This window comes from Bifidobacterium sp. LH_491, from assembly GCF_056356495.1.
In genome coordinates, this window is record NZ_JBKEUI010000001.1 from 1,008,753 (window position 1) to 1,027,954 (window position 19,202).

The following is a 19,202-nucleotide window of genomic DNA, read 5'->3' on the forward strand; positions in this document are numbered from 1 at the left end:
ATCAGTCCTTCCGTTCCATATCATCATTGTCGTCGCCGCCGGCCGATGCGTCCTCATCCATGCCGTGCGCACCAGTATGAGCCGGTTCCACGACAATCGTCGACACTTTCTTGCGACGCCCGGCCGAATCCACGGCGGTCAACCGCAGACCTCGCGTCACCGCCGACGCACCGACAATCGGCACACGCCCAAGCAACTTGGTAAGCAAGCCGTACACGGTATCGACATCATCCTCATCGATATCAATCTCAAAAATCTCTTCCAGCTCGGCAATCGGCGTGCGGGCTGGCATACTCCACTGCTGCTCGCCGATACGCTGCGGCTCGCTGCGTTGCGTGCGGTCGTGCTCGTCTTCCAACTCACCCACGATTTGTTCAATGGCGTCCTCAATGGTCACCAAACCGGCGACACCACCATATTCATCGCACACCACCGCCACGTGTTGCCGGGTGCGCTGCATCTGATGGAACAAATCGTCCACCGGCTTGGATTCGGGAACCAACATCGGCGAGCGACAAATACTCTCCACCGCACGGTCGGCCGCAGCCGGGTTGAACGCCGTGGCACGCACGGCATCCTTCAAATAGGCGACTCCCACCAAATCATCCACATCGTCGCCGATTACCGGCACACGGGAAAACCCGGAGCGCGAACATAACTTGAGCATGGCGCTCAATGGCTGCGAACGTTCGATGCATATCATATCGGTGCGCGGCACCATAATTTCACGCGTCAACGTATCCGACAGCATCAGCACACTGCGCAGCATCTCGGACACTTCCGCGTCAAAACCATTGGCTTCAATCATCCAGTCAATGGTGGCCTTGCCCTGCTCAAGCTGAATCTTATCCAGCTCCTCATCGTCAGACAGTTCCGATTCACGCATACGACGTGCCGCCTTGTTGCCGCCCAAACGCACGAACGGCGTCAACGCACAGGCAAACGACACCATACCGGCGCACGCCAGCATAATGTCCAGCGGTTTGGACACCCCGGCCGAACGGGGGCGCACCAACACCGAAATCACGGCCACCACCAAGGCCACCAGGAAACCGGAGAGCAACTCCACCCACATGGGAGCGTCAAACATGCCAGCGATACATACCACCAATACGCCGTCGAACACATTGCATGCAATACGGAAGAACGCACAGGAACCGGTAGTGGCGTACCGGTTCGCAATCAACCGCTGCACCTTATGAATACGGTCGATTTTCTTCATGCGTGCGAACTGGCCCATTTCGCCGTCGGTTTGCACTTCCAAAATCAAATTATTCAAACTCGCCCGGGTTACGCGAGACACCGCTCCCTCGGCGGCCGCCATACGCAGCGACCCCCACACCAGCAGCAACGCCACCACCACCAAGGCCACCAGCAATGCTATGGAGGACGCGTCATACTCCATGGAATGCATCACCATCATCTCCTCCAGATCGCTTCCCAGTCACAGTTCATGAACGGCGCCCGCCATGTTTGGATTCATACACCGCCAAGGCATTCGTTGCCCCGCTCGGCAACGACACCTCGCCAATCGAACCCTGCCGCAACGCAAAGAAAGTCAGCAGCAATTGCCGTTGCACGCCAAACATCTGACGCTCCTGCACGGCATCCGCATGGTCATACCCCAGCAAATGCAACATGCCGTGAATCACCAGCAACTGCATTTCCTCCAACACACCATGACCAGCAGCACGAGCTTGTTCGGCGGCCACCCACGGACAAATCACAATATCGCCCAACATACCCTCGCTGAGCGTGCGGGCATCCCCCGGACGTAGTTCATCCATGGGGAAACTCATCACATCGGTGGGACCCGCCAGATTCATCCACCGTTCATGCAATTGAGCGATTGGCTCGGGATCAACAAAGGTAATCGTCAGATCAGACTGGGTGCTCACCCGCATCTGATCCATCACCCAACGGCCAAGATCAGAAAACATCTTGACATCGATCTGCCATTCGGTTTCGTTCATTACCTCAACGCTCATCGCGTTCCCTCCGTTGCCATATGCTCGCCCGTCTGCTGCGAAGTCTCGGATATGTTGTGCTGGTACCGCTCATAGGCGTTCACAATACGTCCCACCAAATGATGCCGCACCACGTCATCGGCCTGCAAATGCACGAAGGCCACGCCGTCGATGCCTCCGAGAATGCGCTCCACACTGCTCAACGCCGATTTGCGCACCGCCAAATCCACCTGCGAGGCATCCCCGGTAATCACCATCGTGGTATTGAACCCCAGACGGGTCAGGAACATCTTCATCTGCTCAGGCGTCGTATTCTGCGCCTCATCAAGAATCACAAACGCATCGTTGAGCGTGCGCCCGCGCATATACGCCAACGGCGCCACCTCGATGCTGCCGTCATCCATATACCGACGCAACTGATCGGCGCCCAACATATCCGACAACGCATCATAGAGCGGCCGCAAATATGGATCGACCTTCTCGTTCAGCGTGCCGGGCAGAAAGCCCAGATTCTCCCCCGCCTCCACAGCCGGACGAGTCAGAATAATGCGGCGCACGGAACGCTCCTGAAACGCGCGTACCGCCATCGCCACAGCAAGATAGGTTTTGCCGGTACCGGCCGGACCTAAACCGAAAGTAATGGTATGCGAAGCGATCGCCTGCACATACGCCGTCTGCCCCGACGTTTTCGCCCGCACCGGAGTTCCGGCCGCGAATGCAATGGCACCGGGAACCTGAGGCTTGCGATACGACGCCACACGCTGCCGCTCGGCAACGGCACCGGGCTGCACGCGCCGCAGATGCTGTGCAACCTTGCCATGCCCCGGAAACTGCATGCGCACCTGGTTGTCCAACACCTGCTGGTCAAGCAGGCGGCGCACCATATCCGTATCCATCGGCGACGTATACGCCGCCTCGATAATGGATTCGATCACATTGCCCGCCTGCTGCGCCAGCGATTCGGTGCGCTTCGAACGCGACATAATCGCCACACGATTGCCCCGCACCACAATGGTCAGGTCAGGGAAGGCGCGCTCCACCTCACGAATAACCTCATCGGCGGGACCAAGCACCGACACCGGGTCCAACTGTTGCGGAATGACGATGGTACGTGTCGTAATGGCCACAGGATCCTTTCTCGCGGACAATATACGGAACTCATGGTCAAGGTGGCCGCAACATCACGCCCCCAACGGCAAGCCTTCGCCGATACTGGCAGGACGCGATATCCGCCGCGCTTGACCGACGGTTTATTCGTCGAGCACTTCGCCCGTCAACACATGGGCATGAGCATGGAATACGGTCTGCCCGGCATCACGCCCGGTGTTCCACACCAGACGATACTCGCCGTGGAACGCATCATCGGCAATATGTTGGGCGACCTCGACGATATGCGCCAACAGATGGGCGTCATGACCCGCCAATTCAGCGACATTGGCCACATGCACCCGCGGCACCACCAACACATGCACCGCAGCCTGAGGCTGAATGTCACGGAACGCCACCACCGTGTCATCCTCATAGACGCGATCGCTGGGAATCTGACCGGCGATGATACGGCAAAACAGGCAATCCTGATGATCTGCTTCCATGACAATCCTTCCATCATGCGACATGGCGCAACTGGTTCCATGCTATTGCGTCGCGCGGATATTCCGCGCACCGGCAACACGGCGTGTTGTGGAAAACATGTCTGAAAGTCAGCGCAAATCCAACGCCCGTATCACCGTTTACGCATACCGCCCCAAGGCACGAGACAACAGCGACAACGCCACCGCACCCGCCGTCGACGCACGCAAAATCGTATCGCCCAACACACATACATGCGCGCCCGCGTCCGCGAACGCCGCCACTTCCGATTCGGCGATGCCCCCTTCGGGGCCAACCACCACATACACCGTGCGCGGCTTGCCGTCCGCAAGGCACCGTTCCGACAGCGTGTCTACCAGGCTTTCGATGCCGCTCCACACGTCGGTGGCATCCTGATGCAACACCACCACCACGTCACCACGCACGCACGCCCGCCGACACAACGCCACGATCTGCTTGCTCGACGCGCACTCCTGCAATTGCGGCTTCCACGCACGTCTCGACTGCTCGGTGGCCGCCACCAATACCTGATCCCACTTGCGGTCGGTGCGCCCGGCCTTCCATTTGGCAATGCAGCGATCCGCCTGCCAGGGCACCACCGCGTCGACGCCAATCTGCGTGGCCATATCGATGGCCTGCTCGTCATGGCCGTTCTTCGCCAAGGCCTGCACCAACGCCAATCGGGTTACCGGCCGCTCGACACGGGTGAAATCAAGCACCTTCGCCGTGCCCTGTTCGGCATCAACCATCTCGGCACGGATCACCAAGCCCTCGCCATCCGACAGCCGCAACACGTCGCCCTGGCGCAAACGCATGGCCTGCACGGCATGACGCTTGATATGCTGCGGCAACGTCACGCTCCAACCGGCGCTTAACTTGTCGCTGTCCACGGGCACATGGTCATTGCTGGGATCCAGCACAAACAACGGTTCAGTCATGCTCTCTAGGCTAGCAGTCCCCTCGACCTGGCAGGAGATCTGCGCTTTTCGCTGTTCGTCCCGCCAGTCCCTCGGATATGCCGCCAACCGACGGTTACCCGAACATTGCCTCCTGCACCCGTGGACGCACACGACACACCGAATTTGCAAGAATTGCCATACGTGCTTATAGTTCTACACGTTGTCTTTTGGCACCTGTCCGGGTGGCGGAATGGTAGACGCGCTAGCTTGAGGTGCTAGTGCCTATTTATACAGGCGTGCGGGTTCAAGTCCCGCTCCGGACACCGAGAAGTCGGCTCCACATGTTGGAGCCGACTTTTTTGTTTCGGCCTTCCTTACGTATCCCACCGTTGCTCCCCCACTACCGGCGTCCGTCCATCTCTCCTCGCGCAATCACCGCTGTTGCCATCATCGGCCACGAGCCCGGAGACAATCCCTATGCCAATCGTTGTGTCGCCAAACCATCCGACGAGCGTCCGGACATCAGCCATACGAACGCCCGCTGGCTGCCAGACACACATGTTGGCCTACAACCCCTATAACCCCACATTTTGGCCTACAACCTTAACCCGAAATACAGGCTGCACGAATACCGTAGACATACGAAAAAAGGCTTCCGATCACGGAAGCCCTATCTGTTACGGGATTGCTGGTATTGATACAAAGTTAGGCGCTCAGAGTGCTTAGAAAATATGACTGTTTTCCCTTGTTATCAAGCCAAAGTAGGGATTCAGAGCTTGTTTTACTGCGCCTTACGACAGTGCCGAATTTAAGCGCCTGGGGGCAGTTAGCCTAGAGAGTTGAAATCCTTGCGCGTGCCAATGCACGCAAACCCCACTTTTGCGGAAAGGTTAGGGTTTTGTGAAATGGTTAGTTTTGTCCCTGCTAGAACGGTGGGAGGTTTCCAAAAACTTCAGGCAGGTTGTAGAAGATTTCACTGGCTTCTTTCTTGACGTTGCTATTCGAAGACATAGTGAGATCGAAATCCAGGTGGATGCCTCCTCGTTCATCGATACGAAGATAGTCTGGATTGTTTTTCAGGATGTAGGTTGCTGATTCTCTGGAGAAGCCTGTGCGCTGCAGGGCGATAGCTATTTCGTTTGTGCTCCCGTATTCGACGTACTCGTACCAGTTGTTTGGGAAGCTCTCGACGTTGTGGATTTTCTTGTATTCATTGGAGAATCGCAGGAAATAGTTGGAGAGGCTGAAAAGAATCTGGTCTTCTATGGTTTTCATCATTACGGTGTGGATGTTGCCTCGGCGAAGGTGTGGGAGGTGAGCAGCGGGTAGGCGGCATCCCATCCACCTAGCCGGTTAGCAGCTTTACCGGCATCAACAATGAGTCCGTGAAACTTCGCCAACTCCGCGACAGTGAAGTGGGCTTTGTCTACCAGCGGGTCAAGAGCCTTCTTGGCTGCTACGTACGTTCCGTAGTTGCCGTAACCGGCGGCGGCCAACAGTCTGCGTGCGTACAGGTCATAGATGAACACCGGACGCTCATAGATATAGAGCAACAGGTCATCAGCGGTTTCGTCACCCACCCCACGGATCGACAGTAACTCCGTGCGTAGCTGAGGCGTTGTAAGCGACCGCGCGGCGTGATCACGTTCCAGCCACCATGCGGTGAGGGATTTAAGGTAGCGGGTTTTCGTGTTGAAATATCCACTCGGACGGATCAGATCCCGCACCACGTCATCCTCAGCGGTCAGTAGCCGTTCGGGGTCAAGTAACCCGGCATCACTCAAGTTCGTGATGGCTGTTTCCACATTCGACCAAGCTGTGTTCTGGGTCAACACCGCACCGAGCGCGATCTCGAAACGGGAACGTCCTGGCCACCACACTCCAGCAGGAACTTGAGCCTCTAACAGCTCGAACAAAGCCCGCACACTCCCACGCCCCCTTCTCAACAAGAACTGACCTTTTCTAAATTTTCTCATTACTGAAAGGAAAACCACCATGGCAACTATCGGCCTCGACAAGCTCTACTACGCCACCATCACCGAAGACGATACTGGTAAGGAGACTTATGGCACGCCGAAACAGTTAGCGAAAGCCATCTCAGCTGAACTTTCCGTCGAACTAGCTGAAGCAATCCTGTATGCCGATGACGGCGCATCGGAGATCGTGAAGGAGTTCAAGTCCGGCACCATCACCCTCGGGGTCGATGACCTCGGTGCGGACGCTGCTGCCGCTTTGACTGGCGCGAGCGTGGATGCGAATGGGGGGTGTTGATCTCTACCTCGGAGGATAACACCACACCAGTGGCGATTGGTTTCCGTGCCGCACGCTCGAACGGTAAATACCAGTATTTCTGGCTCTACCGCGTCAAATTCGCCCTCCCCACCACGACGCTTGCGACGAAGGCCGATTCGATTACGTTTTCGACACCGACGATTGAGGGCACGATCCTGCGGCGTAACAAGCCTGATGGTAAGGGTCGGCATCCGTGGAAGGCTGAAGTCACCGAAGGCACACCCGGCGTCAAGGAAGAGACCATCGCTAACTGGTATAAGCAGGTTTACGAACCTGCCACGACAACCACGAGGTCGGGAGGCGCAGCATGACCACCACCCACACTAGAACCGCGCAGCAACCAGATTCGCCAACCACAGTTCTCATCGCAGGCCAGGCCTATGAGCTGATCTTGACTACTCTCGGGCTACCCGTGAGATTGCTGCCCGTTATGGCGGACTGGAGAACCTTGGCGAAGCACTGGAGACCAGTGAGGATTTCGCCCACACCCTCGGCGAAGTCATCTGGCTGATTACTCTGCTGGCGAATCAGTCGGTGGCGATCCACAACCTGCAACACCCAGACGATCCAAAGGATGAACTAACCATAGAGGCGGTCGAGCTGCTCACCGTCCCGGCAGATCTGGCTGACTATCGGGGTGCGATCGCTGCAGCCTTGCAGCACGGCACGAGGCGTGCGATCGAGACCGTGCCGGCCCCAAAAGACCCGGCGAAGGACACCTGACCAACAGCGTAGAGGCAACCTTCACCCGTCTTGCCTATATCGGGCTAGCCCACCTGCACCTCACCCAAATAGAGGTCGAGTTGATGGTGTTCGGGCGGTTTTTGGATTTGGTGGATTGCTGGTTGATTGAGACCGGACGCGTACAACCTCAACGGCACTGGTTCATCGACGACATCATCCCTGCAGGAATCTAACTCACGCCTTGTCGGCACACCCCGTGACTGATTCCGCATCGCAATTGCCATCAACCTTTAGGGGTGAGACCTTGTTGTGGAGCACGTCCATTCTTCCCCAACAGTGCGAAGCTGGGGCCCTGCTCAATATGGAACAAACACGTGATCCATATTGAGCAGGGCCCCACACTCTCAAGTAAGAAACTATTTCTGACTATCTTCTTTTCGGCGCAGATCGATGAAATCTGGGAGCATCAAGAATACAGTGCCAACCAAGGCTACCCACCAATAATCCCAGCTCTGTGAAATCTTCGTCGACAACATCAGCAGAACGAAGAAAATCAGAACAACATCCCGCACTAAACGTAGCCATTTCATCACAAGAAACACCCCGCTTCCGCATCTACTGTCGCTATTTCACGACCGTCAACATCTAGCGTGTGCCCAGCCGAACCTTCAATCACTAAAGAGCCTGAATTACCTTCAACGGTAGCCTGACCCCCATTATTGGAAATCCGGATGTTTCCGGCTTCCTCTGAGGCGACAATATCGCTGCCCAAGGAGGTCAGATTCACGTTAAGCGAGGTGTCAATTCCCTCGGACACAGATGCGTGCTCAAGAGTCTGTACTGTCAATTCTTCAGCAGAATTAGCCAATTCATCCGCGTGAGCCACCCCCGTCCAACTCGAAAACAGGGCTAGTGAAATAAGCATCGATATCGTGCGCCTTAGTTTCATTATCAAGTTCTTATCAAGGTTCTAAAGGTAGAAAAATCAATGCTAGTTTTACCAGCTACAGGCAGACCTATTTTAGGACTTTCGATGGACATTCACGCCGTTTCTTTTAGGCGCTGACCTGGAATACACGCGGCATTCCCACGCTTCCTTTCTTTCTCTTAAGCCGCTGCTGCTTTCGCTCTTTTTACTTTAACACGACCGCTTTCCTTCTCGCTTTAGACAGGACTAGGTACATGGCTGATAGCTCGTTTGGTTTGAAGATTGGGTTGGAGGATGAGCGGGAGTTTAAGCGCGCGATCACCGATATTAATCGAGAGATGCGGGTGCTTGGCAGCGAGATGAAGCTTGCCGCGTCAGCGTTTGCGAAGAACGAGACTTCGGTTGGGTCGTTGACGGCGAAGAATCAGGTGCTCGCGAAAGAGATCGACGCGCAGCGCCAGAAGGTCGACACCTTGCGGGCGGCGTTGGATAATGCTGCTTCTTCGTTTGGGGAGAACGACAGCCGTACGAAGAATTGGCAGATCCAGCTCAATAATGCCCAAGCCATGTTGAATGGCTTGGAGGCTGAGCTTGAGGACAATAACGATGCGCTCAAGCAGTTCGGTTCACACACTGATGATGCGGGTGATGAGGCGAAAGATGCTGCTGGTCAGGCGGGCAAACTCGAAGAGGCAGTAGACGACCTTGGGTCAGAAATAGACGACACTTCGGGTAAGACCCGTGTTTTCGGTGACGTTCTCAAGGCCAATCTGGCTTCTGAGGCGATCGTCGCGGGCGTGAAGGGTATTGCCAGCGCCGTGGCTGGGGTCGCTAAAGGATTTGCTGGGGCGATGAAAGACGGCGTGGAGTACAACGCTCGCATGGAGCAATACACCACCTCGTTTACCACGATGCTCGGAGATCAAGCCAAAGCCCAACAGCTGGTGAATGATTTGAAGCGTGAGGCTGCGCGTACTCCGTTTGGGATGGAGGACTTGGCGAAGAACACCCAAACGTTGATGGCTTTCGGTATGTCCGCCGAGGAAGCACAGCTTCGGTTGGGTCAACTTGGCGATATTTCTCAAGGTGATGCTGTGAAGCTCGAGTCGCTCACGTTGGCGTTCGCGCAGATGTCGTCGACGGGCAAGCTCACTGGCCAGGATTTGAATCAGATGATTAACGCTGGTTTCAACCCGCTCGAAGAAATCTCCCGTAAAACAGGTAAGTCCATTGGTGAGTTGAAAGAAGAGATGGCCAAGGGCGCGATCAGCGCGGAGATGGTTGCTGACGCGTTCGCTTCTGCGACTGCTGAGGGTGGCAGGTTTTATGGGGCGATGGATGCCCAATCCCAAAACCAAGACGAGTACCGCGAGCGTTTCAACCAGCTAGAACAACGCCAGCGTGAAGCCATCAACGCTTACGAGGCTACCCAAAGCGAGATTAAGCGCCGTCACGGCATCAAAGCTAAACTGACCCGGTTCAAGAAAACCCTCCAAAAAGCAACCCTCGAGCAAGACTTTGATCAAGCAACCCTTCGTGCTCTCTGCCAGCGCATCGAAGTCACACCATCGGGTGAAACGGCCGTCATATTCGCCGACAGCACCAAAATTGAGATTTCAGCAGAAAGCTATTAGAGCCGCGAAAGCAATAGGGCTGACCACCACTTAGGTACGCAGCCCTATTTTTATGCCTTTGAGCAGGTCTTTTACAAGTTGGCGCGTTTTCAGATTTTGCGCGCACCTTTGCGCAAAACCCTAGTTTTGCGAAATTGTATCAATTCAGCGTGCTCGTGGTGGAGCTAAGGGGATTCGAACCCCTGACCCTCTCCATGCCATGGAGATGCGCTACCAGCTGCGCCATAGCCCCATTCGTTATCTCTCAAACGAACCTTGGTCAGGTTACAACATCATCGTCCATCCAACAAGCCTCGGCGTGTCGCCTGAATCTGTCATATCATGCCACGTCCGGGCACATGCGCCGATATGTAGCCAGAGAGCCCGCTACCGATTCCCCCGCGCTACCGACCGGTTACGCCACGCGATGCGCCACCGCTCGACGAGCCTGCGGCACCCCCGGCATTCGAGCCGCCGCCTGCGCTTCCCGCGCCGGCATTTGCATCACCGGAACCGCCTGTCGTATCGCCACCAGCGGAACCGGAAGAACCGGAATCGGCACCCGACCCGCCCGTGGAGCCGTCTGACGAACCACCGGTGGAGCTAGATCCTCCCGAAGAACCCGACGATGAGGAATCTTCGCCCGACGTCGAGCCGCCAGTACCGTTTCCTGTCGAAGCATCCCCCGAGCCCGTTGTTCCAGTGTCGCTGCCACCCGAAGACGAAGAGCCACCAGAGGAGCCTCCGGTAGTACCATTCGATGACCCGGTATTGCCAGAGCCTCCCGTTTGCGAGGAGTCAGCACCGTCCTGCGTCTGCCCGCCTTGGGTATTGCCACTCATGCCATCGCCTGACGTGCCTTGACCAGGCGTCTCGCCCTCGTTGCCCTGCCAGGACGCATCCGGGGCTTCGCCATGCGTGTCACGCTGCTCAGGCGCACGCTGCTGCGATACCAAATCGCGCACTACCGTATCCGTACCCTGCCCGTCGGTAAGCGCCAGCACCACACCCGCTGTAACGCCAACTGCCAGCAACGCACTGACCACCGCAACCGCCACGGCCACACGCTTGTTACGCCGGTCGCGCTGTACCTGACGCATCACCGATTCGGCTCCCGCACGCGCATGCGGCGACACCGTTCCAGCCGACGCCACCACGCGCCCCGACGTCGTGGCACGTGCCACACTCTGGCTCACCTGCGGCAATACCTGTGTATACTGCGCCGAGGCCGGGCGCATACCGTCAGCGAAAACTCGAGTCTCACCAACACTTGTGGCATCACCAGCTGCACCAGCGGCACCACCAACCGTATCTGCGCCCTTAGCGATGCTGCCGTCACCAACCGCACCTGTCTGCTCATCAGCATGGGCTTCAGCATGGGCTTCAGTGCCGTCGTCGGCACGGTCGCCAGCATCGCCCGCAGTATCCTCTTCCGTGGCGATAAACGGAGCCGCTTGTTGAATCTTTTGCGAGGAGGCCTTAATCACATTCTGGTATATCTGCGACGCAATGGCCGACACCATCGAACCAACCGCCACACCAATCACCGAGCCAGCAATACCGATCTTTGACGAGAGCAAAAACGAAGTCACCGCCGCCAAGGCACCGGCAAGAATCTGCGACAACGAAATACCCTTGAAAAAGTTCCTCACCCTTACGAACTTAGCGAGAGCAGGCGTGAACTGCCACAGATCAGCGCGAACCTTGCGTAATCAGCACACAATCGGCGCGTCGCACCAGTAATATGCCAGCCTTTGTCAAGCCAGCTGCAAGTCAATCGACGGGCAATCGCGCCACAAACGCTCCAAGCCATAGAACGCGCGCGAATCATCATGCATCACATGAATGAGAAAATCACCGTAATCCAGCAACACCCACTGGCCTTCGGTCAGTCCCTCGCGCGAACGCGGCGAACGTTGGCACTGCAGATACAAATCCTTCTCGATCTCCTCCGCCACGGCCAACACCTGACGTTCGTTGGACGCCCCGGCAATCAGCATCGCGTCGGTGATGCCCAACACCTCGCTGACATCAAACGCCACCACATCGCTTGCCTTGATGCGGTCGGCGGCACCAGCCGCCACACGCAACGCATCAATCGAAACCTGCACCGCCGCCATTACGCTTCCCTTTCCCACTGGGGCTTCCAGCCCTCAATCGTATGCTGTGAGTTTTCCGAATATACCATAGCGTCCTGCGGCACGTCATGGCGGACCACCGAACCAGCGCCCGTCGTCACGCCGTCACCGACCGTCACCGGGGCGACGAACAGGTTGCCGGCACCCACATGCACGCCGGAGCCGATGCTGGTGTGATGCTTATGCACGCCATCGTAATTCGCGGTGATCGTGCCGCCGCCGATATTCGTATGCTCGCCCAAATCGGCATCGCCCACATAGCTTAAATGCGGCACCTTCGTACCACTGCCCACATGCGCTTTCTTCATTTCGACAAAGGCGCCGGCTTTGCTGTCCTCACCCAACTCATTGCCGGCGCGCAGATACGTCCACGGTCCGATCGTGGCGCGCGCGCCGATATGCGTATCTTGCACACGCGAACGCTCCACCACCGCCTCGTCGTCGACGACGGCATCAATCAGCGTGGTGTCCGGGCCGATTACCGCGTCCTCGCCGATCGTCGTATGCCCCTGCAACGAGCATCCCGGCAGAATCGTGGCATCCGTGCCAATACGCACATCGTCGTCGATCCATGTCGTGTCCGGATCGAGAATCGTCACCCCATCGCGCATCCAGCGCTCGCACACCCGACGATTATGAGCCTTCGCCAACTGCGCCAACTGCACGCGATCGTTCACACCCTCTACGCTCAAAGGATCGGGCGCCGCGAACGCGCCCACGGCACCCGTGGTCTTCGCCATCTCCAGCGCATCGGTCAGATAAAATTCACCCTGGGCATTGCTGGCTTTCAGCCCAGCGATGGCAGCCGCCAATACCTGCGCGTCAAACACGTACACCGACGTGTTCACCTCATGCACCGCCAGCTCGCTGCTATTGGCATCCTTCTGCTCGACAATGCGCAGCACATTGCCGGAACTATCGCGAATGATACGGCCATAGCCAGTGGGATCGTCCAACATGGTCGTCAGCACCGTCGCCCCATTGCCACTCACCTCATGAAACCGCACCAGCTCACGCAAGGTCTGTGCGTCCAGCAACGGCATATCGGAAGCAGCGATCAGCACCGAACCACGCAAGACGCCATGACGGTTCAACTCACCCATCGCGCATTGCACCGCACGGCCTGTACCAGGAGCATCATCCTGATGCACCACCATAACCCGCTCGTCATAGCAGCGCGCGGCCTGTGCCACCCGTTCCGCCTGATAATGCACCACCACGGCCAAAGTCTCCGGCTTAAGCTGCCCGATGGCTTCCATCACCCGCCGCAGGAACGTCTTGCCTGCCAGGATATGCAGCACCTTCGGCTTATGCGAACGCATCCGCGTACCTTCGCCAGCAGCCAGCACTATCGCAGCCGAAACCGTCATGAGACTCTCCTTACTTTGTCGAACAAGCCGACAATATAAACGACAATGGCTCTGGTGAAACACCAGAGCCATGTCCTATAAAGCTCCCCCACCTGGACTCGAACCAAGACAAAGGGTTCCAAAGACCCGTGTGCTGCCATTACACCATGGGGGAACGGCGAGGCGAACCTCGCCAAGTGTTTATTATGCCATACCTTTTGCGTACGTCAAACAGCGCATGTCATGCGTGTCACTGACATGGCCGTCGTTACGCAAACAGGAAGCCCTGACCATGATGTTCCGGATAGGTGTCGAACAGCTTGGCCACCGAGCCATCTTCGAACACCGCGCGAATGGCACTGGCCAGCAGCGGTGCAATCGACAGCACAGTCAAGCCGTCCCAACGCTTCTCAGCAGGAATCGGCACCGTATCGGTCAACACCACCTCGCAGGCACCGCAATCACGCAAGCGTTCGGTGGCAGGACCCGACAGCACGCCATGCGTGGCCACCACCGTCACCGACTTGGCGCCGGCATCCTTGAGCACGTGGCACGCGCCGGCGATAGTGCCAGCGGTATCGATCAAATCGTCAACCAGCACGCAGTCACGGCCGACGACGTCACCCACCACGCGGTTCGCCACCGCCTGATTGGGGCGCGTAATATCGCGCGTCTTATGCACGAAGGCCAACGGGCCGCCGCCCAAACGCTGCGCCCACTGCTCGGCCACACGGATACGGCCGGCATCGGGAGACACCACCGTGACATTGTCCAACTTGTCGGCGAAACGATCGCGAATATAGTCCACCAACACCGGCATGGCGATCAGATGATCCACCGGACCATCGAAGAATCCCTGCGACTGCGCGGCATGCAGATCCACGCTCATAATACGGTTCGCACCGGCGGTTTTGATCAGGTCGAACATCAAACGGCAGGAAATGGGCTCGCGGCCACGATGCTTCTTATCCTGACGCGAATAGCCCAGCAACGGGCATACGGCGGTAATCGAACGGGCCGAAGCACGCTTGAGCGCATCGATCATGATGAGCTGTTCCATAATCGACTTATTAATCGGCTCACCGTGGCTTTGCAACACGAATACGTCAGCGCCGCGCACCGACTCCGTATACCGCACATACATCTCACCATTGGCGAAATCATACGCGGTGGTTTCCAACACCTCGATGCCGAGCTGCTCGGCGACATCAGTCGCCAGCTTGGGATGTGCCCTGCCAGTGACAAGGATGAGGTTCTTATCGGGCTTGCCTTCGAGAATGGCGCTCACGGTATCTCCAAACGTTTGGGTCGCTGAAGCTGACGAGTCTCATAGTAACCGCGCACGGCGACGGCGCATGTCCACGGCGAGCCTTGACGACACGCACCCTAGTGGCGACGATACAACCCGTGTTTGGTGATGTACTGCACCACGCCGTCGGGCACCAAATACCATACCGGCTCGCCACACTCGGCGCGTCGACGCACGTCCGTGGAGGAAATCGCCAACGCGGGAATCTCCAATATGTCCACCTTGCCCTCCGGCAGGCGCACGCCTTCAGGGCGCGAATAGCCAGGGCGCGTCACCGCCACGAAATGCGCCAGATCCCACATGCTGTCGGCATCCTTCCACCGCATGATCTCCGCTACGGCGTCGGCACCGGTGATGAAGAACAATTCGGCGTCCGGATAGCGTTGCCTGATGTCACGCAGCGTATCGATGGTGTAGGTCACGCCGGGGCGGTCGATATCCACACGCGATACCGTGAACTTCGGATTGGACGCCGTGGCGATGACCGTCATCAGATACCGGTCCTCGGCGTTGGTGACATGACGTTCAAGTTTGAACACCGGCCGCCCGGTAGGCACGAACATCACTTCATCCAAGTCATATACCCACGCGACCTCGGACGCCGCCACCAAATGGCCGTTATGAATGGGATCGAACGTACCGCCCATAATCCCGATACGTGGCTTGCCATGCCAGTTGCCGCGCGCCGAAAGCCTCACGCCGTTTCGGGCCACGCTCACCGCAGTATCCGCACGCAGCGTCGCCATGCTGCGCGTGCCCGACAATGGCTCACGCTCCAGCCCCCTCATCCTCGACCTCCGTCGGAAGCCTGAGCCCGGGCATATTCCGGCGCCGAACCAACGATACTGGCGTCATCGGGAATGCCAATGCGTTCCATATCGGCCTGCCACTCGTCCTGCACCACCCTGCGGATCTCGGCAAAAGTCGGCAAGGCAAAATCCGGCTGGTAGGCACGCCGAATTTCCGAAACATGCTCGGTCACCCGAATGAGCTTGTCGGTCATGCCGTCGGCATCCCCGTCCTGCTCCATTACAGCGAAATCCGCCACATGTCCTTCCATCGCCATCACATGCTCGCGCACCACCGCCAAACGGGCGTCATCCAGCGACACCACCTCGGGCGAATCGGCATCAGGCCAACCAATCAACACCGCATCGGCATATTCCAACGCCGCACGCTGCTCCGCCGAGGCAATGCCATCCTCAATCTGCACCAAGAACACGTACCGCACCGTGCTCAACCGTTCGGAAGCAATGGTCAACGGCAACGTGGGATCGTCAACGTCAACCTGCCACGGATTGTCATAGTCCTCGATATCCTGCGGCACACATGCCGCATCATCATGCATGTTCTCGCTCATACCCGCACCTGTCCTGTTCCGTAGCCAATCCACTTGGTCGTCGTCATCTCGCGCAATCCCATTGGCCCGCGCGCATGCATTTTCTGCGTGGAAATGCCCAGTTCCGCACCGAACCCGAACATGCCACCGTCGGTGAAACGCGTCGAGGCATTCGCCAACACCACCGCCGAGTCTATACGCTGGGTGAACGTTTCCACGGCAGCATAGTCTTCGGCGATGATGGCATCGGTGTGTCCCGTGGAATGCGCATTGATATGCGCAATCGCCTCATCCAAGCCATCCACAACCACCACGCCGATGGTCATCGCCAGATATTCGGTGTCCCAATCGGCCTCATCGGCGTGTTGCAGCCAATCGCCCTCACCGCATCGCTCGCGGGCCACCGCATAGGCGCGTTCGTCGGCGCGCACGCATACACCCGCATCATGCAGGGCTTCGATGACGGCCGGCGCGACGCACTCCAAAACGTCGGCATGCACCACCAATTTCTCCGCCGCATTGCACACACCCACACGCTGGGTTTTGGCGTTCAGCACGATGGGTACGGCCTTGTCCACATCGGCGCTGGCGTCGAGATAGATATGCACGTTGCCGGCACCCGTTTCGATCACCGGCACGCAGGAACGTTCCACCACCGTGGCAATCAATGCCGCGCTGCCCCGCGGCACCAGCACATCGATATGTCCGCGAGCGCGCATCATCGCGTCGGCGCCCATGCGTCCGTAGGCGTCCACCGTGCCGACCAACGTGCTCGGCACACCGCATCGCTGCAATGCGTCGCCGATGACGGACACGGTCGCTTCATTGGTGCGACGAGCCGCATGGCCTCCGCGCAGGATTACGGCGTTGCCTGATTTCACGCATAAACTGGCGACATCCACCGTTACGTTGGGTCGCGCTTCGTAAATCATGCCGACTACACCCAGGGGCACGCGGACCTGTTGCAGCCGCAATCCGTTGGGTAGGGTCGATCCGCGCACCACTTCGCCTACGGGGTTGGGCAGCGCCGCCACCTGGAGCACGCCTTGCGCGGATGCGCGAACACGCTCGGCATCAAAGAGCAGGCGGTCGAGTTTGCCGTCGTCCATACCTTCGTCGCGGGCTTGGCGCATGTCTGACGCGTTGGCGGCCGCAATGTCGTCAGCGTGGTCACATAAGGCTTGTGCCATGGTGTGCAGCACCGCGTTGATGTCGTTGCCCGATAGCTGGGCGAGCTCGCTTTGGGCACGGGAAGCGGCGTCGGCGAGCGCCCAGACCGCCTCGTCGGTCTCGCGCTGCGTGGCGGCGTCCGCAGCTGCGCGATGCGGTGCGGTTGGTTCATAGGTTGTCATAGTGCTTAGCTTATCGCACGGCGGGGGCGGCGTCGGTATGTGCGTGGTTGTCCATATGTCGCGGGCGTTGGGGCGGCGGACTGGTGATGCCGTTAGACTTGGTGGCGGTAGACACTGCCGAGGGCGCCGCTGCGCCCTGCGGCTGAGGTAAGGATAGGTGATCCATGTTCCATTCGACCCGTAGCACTACGCCGACGGTAGAGAGCAAGCGCGCCATTCGTGAGGGGTTGGCACAGGATTCAGGACTGTTTGTGGCCGATGATCTTGGGCAGCGTCGTGTGGATGTCGGTGCATTGATTGATGCGTCGTATCAGCAGATTGCGTCGGCCGTACTGGGCGCGCTGCTGCCGGATTATGCGTCCGACGAGTTGGAGTCCTGCGTGCGTGAGGCATATGGGACGCAGTGGGATGATGAGGCGATTACCCCGTTGCGGGCGTTGGGTGACGATTATGTGTTGGAGTTGTTCCATGGGCCTACCAGCGCGTTCAAGGATGTGGCGTTGCAAATGCTGCCTCGGTTGATGGCGCGTGCCACCGATGGGATTGACGGGGATTCAGCGGGCGCGGCTCATGGCGAGCGCCTGATGATTGTGACGGCTACGTCCGGCGATACCGGCAAGGCGGCGTTGGAGGGGTTCGCCGATGCTGATGGCGTGGGTATTACGGTGTTCTATCCGGAAGGCAAGGTCAGCCGCGTGCAACAGTTGCAGATGACGACGCAGCCTGGTGCGAATGTGCGGGTGTGCGCGGTGCGCGGCAATTTCGATGATGCGCAAAGCGCGGTGAAGCGTATTTTCGCCGACGACGAGCTTGCCGGTCGTTTGGCTGGGAACGGCGTGAGGCTGTCATCAGCCAATTCCATCAATGTGGGGCGTTTGGTGCCGCAGGTCGCGTACTATTTCGCCGCGTACGTGCAGCTGGTGCGCGATCATGGCGTGCGGCTGGGCCAGCAGGTTGAGTTCTGCGTGCCTACCGGTAATTTCGGCAATGTGCTGGCCGGCTATTACGCCAAGATGCTGGGGTTGCCCATCAGCCATCTTATTGTCGCCAGCGACGCCAACAATGTGCTGTTCGATTTCCTGACGACGGGCACGTACAACCGCCAGCGCCCGTTCTTCAACACCACGTCGCCGTCAATGGACATTCTGGTGTCGTCCAATCTGGAACGTCTGCTGTATTACGCATCCGATAGGGATTCCCGCCTGGTGCAGATGCTGATGAACGATTTGCACCAATGGGGTACCTATGAGGTACCGCCGCAAATGTTGTCCACCATCCGCAAAACCTTCGGATGCGGCTGGGCAAGCGAAGCGCAGGTGAGCGAGTCCATCGCGCAATGCTGGCAGGATCATGGCTATGTGTTGGATCCGCACACCGCATGCGGATATTTCGTCATGAACCGCATGCCTCGCGATCCACAGACACCGCGCGTTCTGCTGGCCACGGCCAGCCCGTACAAATTCCCCCGCGTGGTCAACGAAGCCTTGGGATTGGATGCTTCCGGCGATGATTTTGCCTGCATGGACGCATTGGCCGCCGCCACCGGTACCGCCGCTCCGAAGGCGCTGCGCGATCTTGACCATGCGCCAGTGCGTTTCGACGACGTATGCGATATCGAGGACATGACCAGCGTGGTCGAACAGGCGTGCGAGCAACTGCAGTGACTCCTTGACGCCATTTTCGTCTGGGATGGCCGACACGACATCAACCGCGTCGGCCTCCCCAAACATATTCCGCCATAT

Annotated in this window: 19 protein-coding genes and 3 tRNA genes; 5 read left to right on the top strand and 17 right to left on the bottom strand. The window is 58.1% G+C overall.

Translation table 11 applies throughout. The features are described from left to right. Position 1: 1 nt before the first annotated feature. The 5 genes from AC1AWK_RS03795 to AC1AWK_RS03815 all read right to left on the bottom strand — a co-directional run bounded on the left by AC1AWK_RS03795 (position 2) and on the right by AC1AWK_RS03815 (position 4,495). Entirely contained in the window at positions 2–1,414 is a 1,413-nt protein-coding gene (locus tag AC1AWK_RS03795; protein ID WP_476569591.1) for a hemolysin family protein, read from the bottom strand. Positions 1,415–1,451: 37 nt separating this feature from the next. Further along, positions 1,452–1,988: an rRNA maturation RNase YbeY gene (gene ybeY, locus AC1AWK_RS03800; RefSeq protein ID WP_476568244.1), complete on the bottom strand. Its 537-nt coding sequence runs from the start codon at positions 1,986–1,988 to the stop codon at positions 1,452–1,454. Further along, positions 1,985–3,094 (bottom strand): PhoH family protein, encoded by a 1,110-nt coding sequence (locus AC1AWK_RS03805; protein WP_476568246.1) that lies wholly within the window; start codon positions 3,092–3,094, stop codon positions 1,985–1,987. The genes ybeY and AC1AWK_RS03805 overlap by 4 nt, the downstream gene beginning before the upstream one ends. A gap of 123 nt (positions 3,095–3,217) precedes the next feature. Next, positions 3,218–3,559, bottom strand: a complete 342-nt coding sequence (locus AC1AWK_RS03810; RefSeq protein ID WP_476568247.1) for a histidine triad nucleotide-binding protein — start codon at positions 3,557–3,559, stop codon at positions 3,218–3,220. Positions 3,560–3,697: 138 nt separating this feature from the next. Further along, positions 3,698–4,495, bottom strand: a complete 798-nt coding sequence (locus tag AC1AWK_RS03815) for a 16S rRNA (uracil(1498)-N(3))-methyltransferase (protein WP_476568249.1) — start codon at positions 4,493–4,495, stop codon at positions 3,698–3,700. 197 nt (positions 4,496–4,692) lie between these two features. Here AC1AWK_RS03815 and AC1AWK_RS03820 point away from each other — a divergent pair. Beyond that, positions 4,693–4,779: transfer RNA gene (locus tag AC1AWK_RS03820), tRNA-Leu, on the top strand. 601 nt (positions 4,780–5,380) lie between these two features. On the opposite strand, the gene AC1AWK_RS03825 is transcribed toward AC1AWK_RS03820, so the two are convergent. Together AC1AWK_RS03825 and AC1AWK_RS03830 are read right to left on the bottom strand one after the other, a co-directional pair. Beyond that, positions 5,381–5,734, bottom strand: coding sequence for a hypothetical protein (locus AC1AWK_RS03825; protein WP_476568251.1), 354 nt, complete (start codon positions 5,732–5,734; stop codon positions 5,381–5,383). Then, positions 5,734–6,381 (bottom strand): endonuclease III domain-containing protein, encoded by a 648-nt coding sequence (locus tag AC1AWK_RS03830; RefSeq protein ID WP_476568253.1) that lies wholly within the window; start codon positions 6,379–6,381, stop codon positions 5,734–5,736. The genes AC1AWK_RS03825 and AC1AWK_RS03830 overlap by 1 nt, the downstream gene beginning before the upstream one ends. Positions 6,382–6,451: 70 nt before the next feature. On the opposite strand from AC1AWK_RS03830, the gene AC1AWK_RS03835 reads away from it, so the two are divergent. After that, on the top strand, positions 6,452–6,727 hold the full coding sequence (locus AC1AWK_RS03835; RefSeq protein ID WP_476568254.1) for a major tail protein: 276 nt from the start codon (positions 6,452–6,454) through the stop codon (positions 6,725–6,727). Beyond that, positions 6,721–7,059 carry a major tail protein gene (locus AC1AWK_RS03840; protein WP_476568256.1) on the top strand — a complete coding sequence of 113 codons (339 nt, stop codon included), beginning with the start codon at positions 6,721–6,723 and terminating at the stop codon, positions 7,057–7,059. The genes AC1AWK_RS03835 and AC1AWK_RS03840 overlap by 7 nt, the downstream gene beginning before the upstream one ends. Positions 7,060–8,021: 962 nt before the next feature. Here AC1AWK_RS03840 and AC1AWK_RS03845 read toward each other — a convergent pair. Then, a complete protein-coding gene (locus tag AC1AWK_RS03845; protein WP_476568258.1) occupies positions 8,022–8,357 on the bottom strand; it encodes a hypothetical protein in 336 nt (111 codons plus the stop codon). Positions 8,358–8,614: 257 nt separating this feature from the next. On the opposite strand from AC1AWK_RS03845, the gene AC1AWK_RS03850 reads away from it, so the two are divergent. After that, positions 8,615–9,994: a tape measure protein gene (locus tag AC1AWK_RS03850; RefSeq protein ID WP_476568259.1), complete on the top strand. Its 1,380-nt coding sequence runs from the start codon at positions 8,615–8,617 to the stop codon at positions 9,992–9,994. A gap of 156 nt (positions 9,995–10,150) precedes the next feature. On the opposite strand, the gene AC1AWK_RS03855 is transcribed toward AC1AWK_RS03850, so the two are convergent. The 9 genes from AC1AWK_RS03855 to AC1AWK_RS03895 all read right to left on the bottom strand — a co-directional run bounded on the left by AC1AWK_RS03855 (position 10,151) and on the right by AC1AWK_RS03895 (position 17,460). Next, a tRNA-Ala gene (locus tag AC1AWK_RS03855) sits at positions 10,151–10,226 on the bottom strand. A 151-nt stretch (positions 10,227–10,377) separates the two neighbouring features. After that, complete coding sequence (locus AC1AWK_RS03860) at positions 10,378–11,625, bottom strand: hypothetical protein (RefSeq protein ID WP_476568260.1); 1,248 nt, start codon at positions 11,623–11,625, stop codon at positions 10,378–10,380. Positions 11,626–11,730: 105 nt separating this feature from the next. Continuing rightward, positions 11,731–12,093 (bottom strand): ribosome silencing factor, encoded by a 363-nt coding sequence (rsfS, locus tag AC1AWK_RS03865; protein ID WP_476568262.1) that lies wholly within the window; start codon positions 12,091–12,093, stop codon positions 11,731–11,733. Then, positions 12,093–13,481, bottom strand: coding sequence for a bifunctional UDP-N-acetylglucosamine diphosphorylase/glucosamine-1-phosphate N-acetyltransferase GlmU (gene glmU / locus AC1AWK_RS03870; protein ID WP_476568264.1), 1,389 nt, complete (start codon positions 13,479–13,481; stop codon positions 12,093–12,095). Before glmU ends, rsfS begins: the two co-directional genes overlap by 1 nt. Before the next feature lie 83 nt (positions 13,482–13,564). Beyond that, a tRNA-Gln gene (locus AC1AWK_RS03875) sits at positions 13,565–13,635 on the bottom strand. Between the two features lie 93 nt (positions 13,636–13,728). Further along, entirely contained in the window at positions 13,729–14,748 is a 1,020-nt protein-coding gene (locus AC1AWK_RS03880) for a ribose-phosphate diphosphokinase (RefSeq protein WP_476568266.1), read from the bottom strand. Between the two features lie 98 nt (positions 14,749–14,846). Then, positions 14,847–15,515, bottom strand: coding sequence for a nicotinate-nucleotide adenylyltransferase (gene nadD / locus AC1AWK_RS03885; protein WP_476569593.1), 669 nt, complete (start codon positions 15,513–15,515; stop codon positions 14,847–14,849). A gap of 38 nt (positions 15,516–15,553) precedes the next feature. Then, positions 15,554–16,117 (bottom strand): phosphoribosylglycinamide synthetase, encoded by a 564-nt coding sequence (locus AC1AWK_RS03890; protein ID WP_476569595.1) that lies wholly within the window; start codon positions 16,115–16,117, stop codon positions 15,554–15,556. Positions 16,118–16,125: 8 nt separating this feature from the next. Next, the gene (locus tag AC1AWK_RS03895; protein WP_476568268.1) at positions 16,126–17,460 is read right to left on the bottom strand and encodes a glutamate-5-semialdehyde dehydrogenase; all 1,335 of its coding nucleotides are present in this window, start codon (positions 17,458–17,460) and stop codon (positions 16,126–16,128) included. 164 nt (positions 17,461–17,624) lie between these two features. On the opposite strand from AC1AWK_RS03895, the gene thrC reads away from it, so the two are divergent. Next, entirely contained in the window at positions 17,625–19,124 is a 1,500-nt protein-coding gene (thrC, locus tag AC1AWK_RS03900; protein ID WP_476568270.1) for a threonine synthase, read from the top strand. Positions 19,125–19,202: the final 78 nt, after the last annotated feature.

What these genes read in the sequence shown, in the direction of transcription:
- AC1AWK_RS03815 (WP_476568249.1), bottom strand. Translation starts at nt 4,495, where the DNA reads ATGACTGAACCGTTGTTTGTGCTGGATCCCAGCAATGACCATGTGCCC.
- AC1AWK_RS03825 (WP_476568251.1), bottom strand. Translation starts at nt 5,734, where the DNA reads ATGATGAAAACCATAGAAGACCAGATTCTTTTCAGCCTCTCCAACTAT.
- AC1AWK_RS03795 (WP_476569591.1), bottom strand. Translation starts at nt 1,414, where the DNA reads ATGCATTCCATGGAGTATGACGCGTCCTCCATAGCATTGCTGGTGGCC.
- rsfS (WP_476568262.1), bottom strand. Translation starts at nt 12,093, where the DNA reads ATGGCGGCGGTGCAGGTTTCGATTGATGCGTTGCGTGTGGCGGCTGGT.
- AC1AWK_RS03890 (WP_476569595.1), bottom strand. Translation starts at nt 16,117, where the DNA reads ATGCATGATGATGCGGCATGTGTGCCGCAGGATATCGAGGACTATGAC.
- ybeY (WP_476568244.1), bottom strand. Translation starts at nt 1,988, where the DNA reads ATGAGCGTTGAGGTAATGAACGAAACCGAATGGCAGATCGATGTCAAG.
- thrC (WP_476568270.1), top strand. Translation starts at nt 17,625, where the DNA reads ATGTTCCATTCGACCCGTAGCACTACGCCGACGGTAGAGAGCAAGCGC.
- AC1AWK_RS03850 (WP_476568259.1), top strand. Translation starts at nt 8,615, where the DNA reads ATGGCTGATAGCTCGTTTGGTTTGAAGATTGGGTTGGAGGATGAGCGG.
- nadD (WP_476569593.1), bottom strand. Translation starts at nt 15,515, where the DNA reads ATGGCGACGCTGCGTGCGGATACTGCGGTGAGCGTGGCCCGAAACGGC.
- AC1AWK_RS03810 (WP_476568247.1), bottom strand. Translation starts at nt 3,559, where the DNA reads ATGGAAGCAGATCATCAGGATTGCCTGTTTTGCCGTATCATCGCCGGT.
- AC1AWK_RS03845 (WP_476568258.1), bottom strand. Translation starts at nt 8,357, where the DNA reads ATGCTTATTTCACTAGCCCTGTTTTCGAGTTGGACGGGGGTGGCTCAC.
- glmU (WP_476568264.1), bottom strand. Translation starts at nt 13,481, where the DNA reads ATGACGGTTTCGGCTGCGATAGTGCTGGCTGCTGGCGAAGGTACGCGG.
- AC1AWK_RS03895 (WP_476568268.1), bottom strand. Translation starts at nt 17,460, where the DNA reads ATGACAACCTATGAACCAACCGCACCGCATCGCGCAGCTGCGGACGCC.
- AC1AWK_RS03835 (WP_476568254.1), top strand. Translation starts at nt 6,452, where the DNA reads ATGGCAACTATCGGCCTCGACAAGCTCTACTACGCCACCATCACCGAA.